The organism is Streptomyces sp. NPDC026673 (genome assembly GCF_040638135.1).
Taxonomy (GTDB): domain Bacteria; phylum Actinomycetota; class Actinomycetes; order Streptomycetales; family Streptomycetaceae; genus Actinacidiphila.
In genome coordinates, this window is sequence record NZ_JBEZXR010000140.1 from 1 (window position 1) to 10,113 (window position 10,113).

Consider the following 10,113-nt stretch of genomic DNA (forward strand, 5'->3'; position numbering starts at 1 on the left):
GGCCGGGGCGCGACGCCCCGGCCCACGGCCGTTCCCGGTGGCGGACCGCTCAGAAGAAGACCGAGCGGCGCTGCACCAGCAGTTTGTAGAGGGTGTGCTGGATGGTCTCCCGTACCTGGTCGGTCAGGTTGAAGACCAGCATCGGGTCCTCGGCCGCCTCCGGCGCGTAACCGTCCGTCGGGATCGGCTCGCCGAACTGGATCGTCCACTTCGTCGGCAGCGGCACCATGCCCAGCGGTCCCAGCCAGGGGAAGGTGGGCGTGACCGGGAAGTACGGGAAGCCCAGCAGCCGTGCGACCGTCTTCGCGTTGCCGATCATCGGGTAGATCTCCTCCGCGCCCACGATGGAGCACGGGATGATCGGCACCCCGGTCTTGAGCGCGGTCGCCACGAAGCCGCCCCGCCCGAAGCGCTGCAGCTTGTAGCGCTCGGAGAAGGGCTTTCCGAGCCCCTTGAAGCCCTCGGGCATCACGCCGACGACCTCGCCGCGCTCGAGCAGCAGCTGGGCGTCCTCCGCACAGGCCAGGGTGTGCCCGGCCTTGCGTGCCAGCTCGTTGACGAGCGGCAGCACGAACACCAGATCCGCCGCCAGCAGCCGCAGGTGCCGCTTCGCCGGGTGGTGGTCGTGGACGGCGACCTGCATCATCAGCCCGTCCATCGGCAGCGTCCCGGAGTGGTTGGCCACCACCAGGGCACCGCCCTCGGCCGGGATGTTCTCGATGCCCTTCACCTCGACCCGGAAGTACGACTCGTACAGCGGCCGGAGCAGCGACATGAGGACCTGGTCGGTGAGTTCCTCGTCGTAGCCGAAGTCGTCGACCTCGTAGTCGCCGGTGATCCGGCGGCGCAGGAACGACAGCCCGTGCGCCACCCGGCGCTCCCAGGGCCCGCCCAGCAGCCGGTCGGCGGCCGAGCCGAGCGCGGCGGCCAGCGGGCCGCCCGGGGTGCCCGCCGACGCGTCCTCGGACCCGTCGGCGGCGCCCTCGGCGCCCTCGGAGGCCGCGGACGCCGTCACGACGTCCTCGGCATCGGCGGGCTCCGCCGGCCGCGGTGTCGCACGGACGGTCCGGTCCTCGACCGGCAGCGCGGCCACCGCGTTCCCGGTGTCGCCGCCCGTCTTGCGGGCCGCGGCCCGCCCGCGGGATCGCGGTGCCCCCCTCCGCGTTCGCGTGTCCTCGTCGAACGGGATGACCTTGGCATCCGCCATGGTGCGATTCCTCCTCGCAGGAGTGCTCACGAGCTGGGTTCCCGGGATCCGCCCGCGGGGACCAGCGCGGCGAGCCGGTCGACCGCGTCGGCGAGCCGGTCGGGCGGAAGCAGGCCGGGACCGCGACTGCGGGCGAAGTCGCCGAAGGTCTCGGCGGTGGTGTACTTCGGGGTGAAGCCGAGAGTCTCGCGCATCTGCGTCGTGTCCACCACCCTGCCGTGGGTGAGCAGCCGGATCTGCTCGCGCGAGAAGTCGGTGACGCCCGCGGTGTGCAGCATCTGCCCCACCCAGGTCACGGCGGGCAGCAGCACCGGCACCGTGGGCTTGCCGAGGCGTCGCGCGGTCTGCGACAGCAGGAGCACCCCGTCACCGGCGATGTTGAAGGTGCCGCTGTTGATCGTGCCGTTGCGCTCGTCGCGCAGAGCCAGCATCAGGACGTCGATGACGTCGTCCTCGTGGACGAACTGCAGCCGCGGGTCGTAGCCGAGCACGGTCGGCAGCACCGGCAGCGCGAAGTACTCCGCGAGCGGGGTGTCGGCGTGCGGGCCCAGGATGTTGGCGAACCGCAGAACCGATACGGCAACGTCCGGGCGGCGGCGTGCGAAGCCGCGTACGTATCCCTCGACTTCGGCGGCGTCCTTGGCGAAGCCGCCGCCGGGCACCGACTTGGGCGGCATGGACTCGGTGAAGACCGCCGGATCGCGGGGCGCGGAGCCGTACACGCTCGTCGTGGACTTGACCACCAGGCGGCGCACCGTCGGAGCCTTCTGGCAGGCGCCGAGCAGCTGCATCGTGCCGATGACGTTCGTCTCCTTGACCGCCGTCCGGCTGCTGCGGCCCGGCAGCGTGCCGCTGACGTCCATGTGGACGACGGTGTCCACCGAGTGCTCCGCCAGCACCTTGGCGATCATCGGGTGCCTGATGTCGGCTCGGACGAACTCCGCCCCGCCCAGATGGTGGTCGGGCGGCAGCGTGTCGACGCCGATCACCCGGTCGACGTCGGGGTCGCGCATCACGCGTCGCACCAGCCGGCCGCCGAGCTGGCGGGCGACTCCTGTCACGAGCACCACTTTGCCCAAGATCAGCGCCTTCCCTCGCACCGCATGTACGCACCGTATCGGTTCGTTGTTGCGCCGTGATGACGCCCGAACGTACGGGCACCGTCAAGGCGGCCGGCCGCCTGTCGTCCCGCGGGCCGCCCCGTAAACGCCACTGCCCTCCCGCCCCACGGATCGTGGGGCGGGAGGGCAGCAGAAGTGCGACGCGTAGCTCGCTTACTTCTTGTTGCGACGCTGCACACGCGTCCGCTTCAGCAGCTTGCGGTGCTTCTTCTTGGCCATACGCTTGCGCCGCTTCTTGATGACAGAGCCCACGACTACCCTCGCTTCGTTTTCACTCGGTGCGGGGCGTCCGAGCCCACACGACCTACGTCGGCCAAGCCTACCCGCCCCGAAGCACCGAGCATAAACCGAGGCAGTCGTCAGGCAGTTTCCCCCACCCCCACATAGGACTCGCGAAGATAGTCATGGACGGCCTGCTCCGGCACCCGGAAGGACCTTCCCACCCGGATCGCCGGCAGATGACCGCTGTGCACCAGCCGGTACACGGTCATCTTGGACACTCGCATCACCGCGGCGACCTCTGCCACGGTCAGGAACACGACCTCGTTGAGAGGCCTCTCGCTTGAAGCCATGACACACCTGAACCTTCCGCACATGACGGGCACCGGCTTCCCCTCCGGTGACTCCCTCTCGCACGTGCGCTCCTCCCCAGATTAGGTGCGGGTGATGCAAGTGGGGAAGAGGAGTAGCGATCGGTTGACTACTGTGACAGACACGCTCGATTGAGTACATAGCGCGTAAGCGGTCGGTAGTAATCGGACCGCACAGCGTCATCAAGCGGAACCGCGACCGAAACCCTGCCCTCCGCCTCGGCCACAAAGACCGCGGGGTCGTCCGAATCGGCCAGCCCGATGGCCTCGATACCCAGCTGACCTGCTCCGCAGACCCAGCCGTGGTCTCCCACCACGAGGCTCGGCAGTGGCCCCCCGCGTCCTGCCGCACCGGCCAGCGCGGCACGAACCGGGAGCGGGGAGTGCGTGTGCACCGCCGGCGCACCACGGGCGCCTTCACCCGGCGCATCCCGGACCGTCGCGACGCCCCCTACGTACCAGAGGTTGTACGTGCGTAGGCCGAATTGCGTCGTCATGTCGATACATCGGCCATGCGATGGTGTGAGGACGGGACATCCCGCCGCCGACAGGGCCGCCGCCAATCCGGCGTAGAACCCGAGCAGGCGATGCGGGTGACCAGTGCCGATGAGCACGGGCTCCCTGCGCTCCGCGGCCCACTTCAGCCGGACGGCGAAGGCTTCGAGGCCGGCGAGGGTGCGATCCGGGTCGATCACATCCTGCCCGGAAATGTTCCCCGGGTCAGGCGAAACCCCACATCGATCGGCCATCAACCGCAGGAGTCCTGGCTGCGTCCAGGGCCGCGCCGGCTCCAGCCCCAGTGTCTGCCGCGGATCCCCGGCCACGAACAGCCGATAGCTGCGCAGACTCTTCTCCCGCGGTGTCGCCACGACCCCCGCGATCCCCGCCCCCACCAGATGCGCGCGCAGCGCGGCGACGTTCAGCACGCGCCGATCGTCACCCCTGCCGGCCCCCTCACGTGCCGGAACGGCCCGAACGTCACTCCCGAGGGGCAGCCGTTCGGGTCGGCGCCCCCGGCGGGCCCTTCCATAGAATGCGGACATACCGTGCGGCAGCCCTGGGAGGTCCCCCGTGGCCGGCACCGTCCCGAACGCAGACGAGTTCGACTACGTGATCGTGGGGGCGGGATCCGCCGGATGCGTGCTCGCCGCCCGCCTCTCCGAGGACGACGCGGCACGCGTGCTGCTCCTGGAGGCGGGCGGGGCCGACCACCCGCCCGCCGTGGCCGTCCCCCCGGCCTGGCCGGGACTGCTCGGCACCTCCCTGGACTGGGCGGACCGCACCGTGCCGCAGACCGAGACCGGCCTCACCGTGCCGTGGCCCCGCGGCCGCGGCCTGGGCGGCAGCTCGGCGATCAACGCGATGAACTTCCTGCGCGGCCACCACTCCGGCTACGACGCCTGGACCGCCGCGGGCGCCGCCGGATGGGGCTGGGAGGACCTCCTCCCGTCCTTCCGGCGCAGCGAGAACGTCACCGGCGTCCCCGGCCGCGACCCGCGGCTGCGCGGCACGGACGGCCCGCTGCGGGTCGGCCCCGCCGTCGACCGCCACCCCCTCGCCCGCGACTTCCTGCGCGCCGCACTCGAGACCGGCCACCGCGAGGCACACGACCTCAGCGGCGGCCTGGAGGAGGGATTCGGCTGGGGCGACCTCAGCATCGCCGACGGCGTCCGCCAGGACGCCGCAACGGCCTATCTGCGCCCCGCGTTGCACCGGCCCGGCCTCCATGTCGTGACCGGCGCGCTCGCGCACCGCGTCCTCCTGGACGGCGACCGCTGCACGGGCGTGGAGTACGGCGTGGACGGCGACGTGCGCACCGCGCACCGCTCCCCCTCGGGGCAGGTGGTCCTGGCCGCCGGGGCGATCGGCACCCCGCAGCTGCTCATGCTCTCCGGCATCGGCCCCCGCAACCACCTGCGCCGCCGGGGCATCCCCACCGCCGTGCACCTGCCCGGCGTCGGCTCCCACCTGCTGGACCACGTGGTCTCCGGCCTGGTCCACCGGGCCGCCCGCCCCGTACCGCCCGGCGCCAACAACCACGGCGAGGTCCAGGGCCTGATCCGCACCCACCCCGACGCGGCGGGCCCCGACGTGCAGCTGCAACTCGTCGACCTCCCGCTGCGCGAGGAGAGCCTGCCCGGCCCCGCGGCCGGCCGGGGCTGGACGATCATGGTCGCCCTGATGGCGCCGCACAGCCACGGAACGGTCCGCCTCTCCGGCCCCGTCCCCGGCGCGCCGCCGCTCATCGACCCCCGCTACTACGCCGACATCCGCGACCTCGACGCCATGGTGCGGGGACTGGACGCGGCACGGGAGATCGCCGCCGCCCCCGCGCTGGCCCCCTGGCGCGCCGAGGAGGTCCTGCCCGGCCCGGACACCACCGGCGAAACCGCCCTGCGCGCCTTCCTGTGCCGCAATCTCCGCTCCTCTGCGCACTACGCCGGGACCTGCCGCATCGGCACCGACGAGCACGCCGTGGTCGACCCCGCCCTGCGCGTGCGCGGCGTCACCGGCCTGCGGGTGGCCGACGCCTCGGTCATGCCGGGCCCGGTCTCCGCCAACACCAACGCCACCGTCTACGCCATCGCCGAACGGGCGGCGGAACTGCTGCGCGCCGCCGGCTGACCCGCCCGAAGCCCGCCCGCGTACCCGTACCCGTGTCCCGTTAACCCGTGTCCCCGTAACCCGTGCCCGCGGGCCGCCCGGCACGGCCCGGGGCTACGGCAGCAGGCCGTGCAGCGGGAACACCGCCCGCCGGGTCGCCAGGATCGCCTGGTCCAGCCGGTCCGCCGGGTCGTAGCCCGCGTCGTGGAAACCGGTGAACGCCGCGTCCCGCCCGTCCGTCATCCGCAGCGGCCCCATCTGCCGCGTCCGCCGGTAGACCTCGGCCCGCCACTCCTCGGGCGTCTCCGCCTCCGGCGGCACGGGCCGCCCCGCCGCGATGCCCACCAGGTGCGTCCAGGTCCGCGGCACGACGTCCACCACCGCGTAGCCGCCCCCGCCCAGGGCGACCCAGCGGCCCTCGGCGTGCTCGTGCGCCAGGCCGTGCAGCGCCTCCGCCACCGCCCGCTGCGCGTCCAGGCTCACCGCGAGGTGCGCCAGCGGGTCCTCGAAGTGCGTGTCCGCACCGTGCTGGGTCACCAGCACCTGCGGCCGGAAGGCGGCGATCAGCTCGGGCACCACCGCGTCGAACGCCCGCAGCCAGCCCTCGTCCCCCGTGCCCGCGGGCAGCGCGAGGTTCACCGCACCCCCCTCCGCGGCCGGGCCCCCGGTCTCCTCCGGCCAGCCGGTCTGCGGGAAGAGCGTGCGCGGGTGCTCGTGCAGCGAGATCGTCAGCACCCGCGGGTCGTCCCAGAACGCCGTCTGGACGCCGTCCCCGTGGTGCACGTCCACGTCCACGTACGCCACGCGCTCCGCGCCGAGCTCCAGCAGCCGCGCGACGGCCAGCGCAGCGTCGTTGTAGACGCAGAAGCCGGAGGCCATACCCGGCATCGCGTGGTGCAGCCCGCCCGCGAAGTTCACCGCGTGCGCCACCTCGCCGCGCCACACCGCCTCGGCCGCGCCGACCGACTGACCCGCGATCAGCGCCGAGGCCTCGTGCATGCCCGCGAAGGCCGGGGTGTCCTCGGTCCCGAGCCCGTACGGCAGTTCCGTCATGCCCTTGGGATCGGCCGAGGCCCGGCGCACCGCCGCCACGTACTCCGCGTCGTGCACCAGCCGCAGCGTCGAGTCGCCGGCCGCGGGGGCCGCGGCGACCGTCACCGCGCGGTCGAGCCCGAACGCCCGGACCAGCCCCATCGTCAGTGCGAGCCGTACCGGGTCCATCGGGTGGCCCGGACCGAAGTCATAGCCCGTTACCTGCTCGTCCCACATCAGCTGTGCGCGGCCGCTCATGGTCGACACCGTATCGGGCGGGCTCCGCCCCGAACGAGCGGGCGTACAACAGGGTCGCCGACACCAGCAGCATCGGCACCAGCATGGCTCCCCGGTAGCTCCACGCGTCGCCCAGGGCGCCCACCAGCGGCGAGCCCACCAGGAAGCCCACGTAATTGAAGATGTTGAGCCGCGCGATCGCCGTGTCCGAGGCCCCCGGGAAGAGCCGCCCGGCCGCCGCGAAGGTCTGCGGCACGATCACGCACAGCCCCAGGCCCAGCAACGTGAAGCCCGCCATCCCCACCCACGCACCGGGCGCGGCCGCGACCACCGCGAAGCCCGCCGCCGCCACCAGTGCGCCGGCCCGCACCACCGGAGCGGCCCCGAAGCGCCGCACCCCGAAGTCACCGACCGAACGGCCCAGGAGCGTGGTGACCATGTAGACGTTGTACGGGACGGTCGCCAGCTGCTCGGAGCCGCCGAGCACGTCCTGCAAGTACTTCGCGCTCCAGTTGGAGACCGTCGAGTCGCCGATGTACGCGAACGACATCACCAGGCAGAGCGGGAGCAGCAGCCGCATCGCCACCGGGGCCGCGACCGCGGCGGAGGCGCCCGCGTCGTCCTGGGCGTCGGGCCGCCGGTCCACGTACCAGCGGCTCGCCACCAGCGTCAGCGGGATCAGCACCGCCACCACCGGCCCGTACAGCACCGCCAGGGACAGCTGCCAGTGCGCGCCCGCCCATGCCAGAGACGCCCCCAGGATGCCGCCGAGGCTGTACGCGGCGTGGAAGCCCAGCATGATGCTGCGCCCGTACGACCGCTGGAGGCTCACCCCGAGCATGTTCATGGACGCGTCCAGGGCCCCGACGCATATCCCGAAGACGGCCAGCGCCGCGGCCAGTTGCCACAGCGCGTTCCCCGCGCCGGCACCCAGCAGTGCCAGGCACACCACCGGCTGCACCCAGCGCAGCACCGTGCTCGGCCGCACCCGCTTCACCAGGTGCTCGGTGGCGACGCTGCCGGCACCCGCGAGAACGGGCACCGCGGCCAGGAAGGCGGGCAGCAGCGCGTCACTGACGCCGTAACGATCCTGCAGGGCCGGGATCCGGGTCACCAGCAAAGCGAAGGCCGCACCCTGCGCGAAGAAGCCGACGGCCAGCGAGGCCCGTCCATGACGCAATGCGCCGTCGATGCCGTCCATGAGCGAGCAGCGTAGGGCCGCGGGCTACGGACGGGTAGATCGATCACACAAGTAGTTTTCCGGGCAACTCCGCCATGTCCGCGAACAACTGCCGTGCCCCCGCCAGCTTCTCCGCCGGCGTCATCGAGGTGAAGCCGTACGCGTCCATCCCGGCCGCCACCGCGGCCCGCACCCCGAGCGGACTGTCCTCCACCACGGCGCACCGCTCCGGCGCCACGCCCATCGTGTGTGCCGCGTGCAGGAACAGGTCCGGCGCCGGCTTCCCACGCCCGACGTCCTGGGCGCTGAAGATCCGCTCCTCCCCGAAGTGCCCGTACAGACCGGTCTTCTTCAGCGCCACCCGGATCCGCTCATGACTGCCCGAGGAGGCCACGCAGTACGGCACCCCGTCAGCCGCCAGCTTCTCCAGCACGGTCGCCACGCCAGGCACCGGCTCCAGTTCGCGCCGGAAGCCCTCGAAGACCCGCGCGTAGTAGACGGCGTCGAAGTCCTCCGGCAGCCGGCGTCCCGTGCGCTCCGCCACCAGGTCGTGCACGCGGTGCATCGCGGAGCCCATGTAGTCGCGGATCGACTCCTCGTACGTGGTGGGGTGCCCCGCCTCCGTCAGCAGGCCGGCCAGGATGCGGTTGGCGATCGGCTCGCTGTCCACGAGCACGCCGTCGTTGTCGAAGATGACCAGGTCGTAACGCACCGCCCCACTGTAGTCGGGCACCCGATCCGGCCACCGCGCGCCGAATCCCCCCGTCCGCCGCGCCCGGCCGCCCATGATGGACGGCGGCCGACGGGACGGCCGTGCCACGACAAAGGGGGAACACCATGAACCGGCGCCATGAACCCGACGGGTTCACCGACCGCGAGCGCAGAAGGTACGCCACCGGGCCCGCCACCCGGCCGGGACAGGCCGTCCGGACGCGACTGGGGGCCTTGTGAAACGACGCACGATCCTGATGGCGGCGGGAACGGGCTTCGGCACTCTCCTGGCGCCCACCGTCCCCGCGGCTCACGCGCGCACGGCTCCCGGGATCGTCCTCCTGGACACGCTCCCCCAGGGCACCGGCCGGGTCCGGGCCCTGGGCCGCCCCGGGCTGTCGGGCGGCAGCAGCGACAACACCCCCGTCTACTGGACCGGCCGTTCGGTACACCGGGTACCGTTTCCGGCCGACTACGGATACGGCATCGGTGAGGTCACGGCCATCAACCGCCACGGCCTCATGGTCGGCACGGTCAGGTTCCCGGGCTCGAGCGAATCCGTGGGCTTCAGCCATCGGCCCGGTCGCCGAACCGCCACGATCCTGCCGCGGAGCACCAGGGCGAACGATGTCAACGACCACGGCCGGATCGTCGGCACGGGTCCGGGGCGCCAGGGACTCGTCTGGCACGGCGGCGGCGTCGCACGCGAACTGGTCCCTTCGAGCCCCTTCCAGTCGGTCACGGAGGTCGTGGGCATCAACAACGCCGGCACCATCGTCGGAGCGGAGAGCCTCCGCCCCGTCGTCTGGCCCGGCGGCACCAGCGGTCCCGCACAAGCCCTGCTGCCGACGGAACCCCCGGAGGGCGTCTTCTACTCGGCGGCGGCCATCGACGAACACGGCCGAATCGTCGGCAGCAAGGGCGACTTCTTCGCCGACGGCCAGTACGAGACCTACTGGGACCCGCCGTACACCGCCGAGGGCATCCAAGTCCCGGGCCTTCCGGGGTACTTCGGCGAGGGTTACTTCCACGCCATCAGTCCCACCACCGGCCTTGTCGCCGGCTCGGCGCCGACCAGCTTCGGCGAACCGCCCGCCTACCCTCCCGGAACGGCCGAGTTCTGGACCGGCTCCGGCCCGATCCGCGCGCTTCCCCGTCTCGACGACGATGACCACGCCGACACGGGCGCCGACGCCGCGGCGGACAACGGCACGGTGGGCGGATTCGCCGTACGCGACAACCTGATGAAGCCGGTGATCTGGACGGGCGTGCGCTGACCCACACCACGAAAGCAAAAAAGCCTCAACCCCCGAGCCGAAGCTCGGGGGTTGAGGCTAATAATTGTTCGGCGGCGTCCTACTCTCCCACAGGGTCCCCCCTGCAGTACCATCGGCGCTGAAAGGCTTAGCTTCCGGGTTCGAAATGTAACCG

The 10,113-nt window shown here is 72.2% G+C and carries 10 protein-coding genes and 1 rRNA gene; 2 read left to right on the top strand and 9 right to left on the bottom strand.

Annotated features, from left to right (window positions below; all coding sequences use genetic code 11):
- Positions 1-49: 49 nt before the first annotated feature.
- The 5 genes from AB0F62_RS41610 to AB0F62_RS41630 form a co-directional block, all read right to left on the bottom strand.
- Positions 50-1,207, bottom strand: coding sequence for a lysophospholipid acyltransferase family protein (locus AB0F62_RS41610; protein WP_361811761.1), 1,158 nt, complete (start codon positions 1,205-1,207; stop codon positions 50-52).
- A 26-nt stretch (positions 1,208-1,233) separates the two neighbouring features.
- The gene (locus AB0F62_RS41615; RefSeq protein ID WP_361811763.1) at positions 1,234-2,286 is read right to left on the bottom strand and encodes an NAD-dependent epimerase/dehydratase family protein; all 1,053 of its coding nucleotides are present in this window, start codon (positions 2,284-2,286) and stop codon (positions 1,234-1,236) included.
- Between the two features lie 195 nt (positions 2,287-2,481).
- Positions 2,482-2,580: an AURKAIP1/COX24 domain-containing protein gene (locus tag AB0F62_RS41620; RefSeq protein WP_003948845.1), complete on the bottom strand. Its 99-nt coding sequence runs from the start codon at positions 2,578-2,580 to the stop codon at positions 2,482-2,484.
- 107 nt (positions 2,581-2,687) lie between these two features.
- Positions 2,688-2,900 carry a helix-turn-helix domain-containing protein gene (locus AB0F62_RS41625; protein ID WP_018558718.1) on the bottom strand — a complete coding sequence of 71 codons (213 nt, stop codon included), beginning with the start codon at positions 2,898-2,900 and terminating at the stop codon, positions 2,688-2,690.
- 128 nt (positions 2,901-3,028) lie between these two features.
- Positions 3,029-3,844, bottom strand: a complete 816-nt coding sequence (locus AB0F62_RS41630) for a phosphatase (protein WP_361811766.1) — start codon at positions 3,842-3,844, stop codon at positions 3,029-3,031.
- A gap of 145 nt (positions 3,845-3,989) precedes the next feature.
- Between AB0F62_RS41630 and AB0F62_RS41635 the strand changes: the two genes are divergently transcribed.
- The gene (locus tag AB0F62_RS41635) at positions 3,990-5,543 is read left to right on the top strand and encodes a GMC family oxidoreductase N-terminal domain-containing protein (protein ID WP_361811769.1); all 1,554 of its coding nucleotides are present in this window, start codon (positions 3,990-3,992) and stop codon (positions 5,541-5,543) included.
- A gap of 93 nt (positions 5,544-5,636) precedes the next feature.
- On the opposite strand, the gene AB0F62_RS41640 is transcribed toward AB0F62_RS41635, so the two are convergent.
- From AB0F62_RS41640 to AB0F62_RS41650, 3 genes are read right to left on the bottom strand one after another with little or no spacing between them, the layout of a single operon-like run.
- A complete protein-coding gene (locus AB0F62_RS41640) occupies positions 5,637-6,812 on the bottom strand; it encodes an acetoin utilization protein AcuC (protein WP_361811771.1) in 1,176 nt (391 codons plus the stop codon).
- A complete protein-coding gene (locus AB0F62_RS41645; RefSeq protein ID WP_361811779.1) occupies positions 6,763-7,983 on the bottom strand; it encodes an MFS transporter in 1,221 nt (406 codons plus the stop codon). The genes AB0F62_RS41640 and AB0F62_RS41645 overlap by 50 nt, the downstream gene beginning before the upstream one ends.
- A 52-nt stretch (positions 7,984-8,035) precedes the next feature.
- Positions 8,036-8,683 (bottom strand): HAD family hydrolase, encoded by a 648-nt coding sequence (locus AB0F62_RS41650; protein ID WP_361811774.1) that lies wholly within the window; start codon positions 8,681-8,683, stop codon positions 8,036-8,038.
- A gap of 235 nt (positions 8,684-8,918) precedes the next feature.
- Between AB0F62_RS41650 and AB0F62_RS41655 the strand changes: the two genes are divergently transcribed.
- Positions 8,919-9,959, top strand: a complete 1,041-nt coding sequence (locus AB0F62_RS41655; RefSeq protein WP_361811776.1) for a hypothetical protein — start codon at positions 8,919-8,921, stop codon at positions 9,957-9,959.
- Positions 9,960-10,025: 66 nt separating this feature from the next.
- Here the strand turns inward: AB0F62_RS41655 and rrf are convergent.
- Positions 10,026-10,113: ribosomal RNA gene (gene rrf, locus AB0F62_RS41660) — 5S ribosomal RNA — on the bottom strand; the annotation flags it as partial.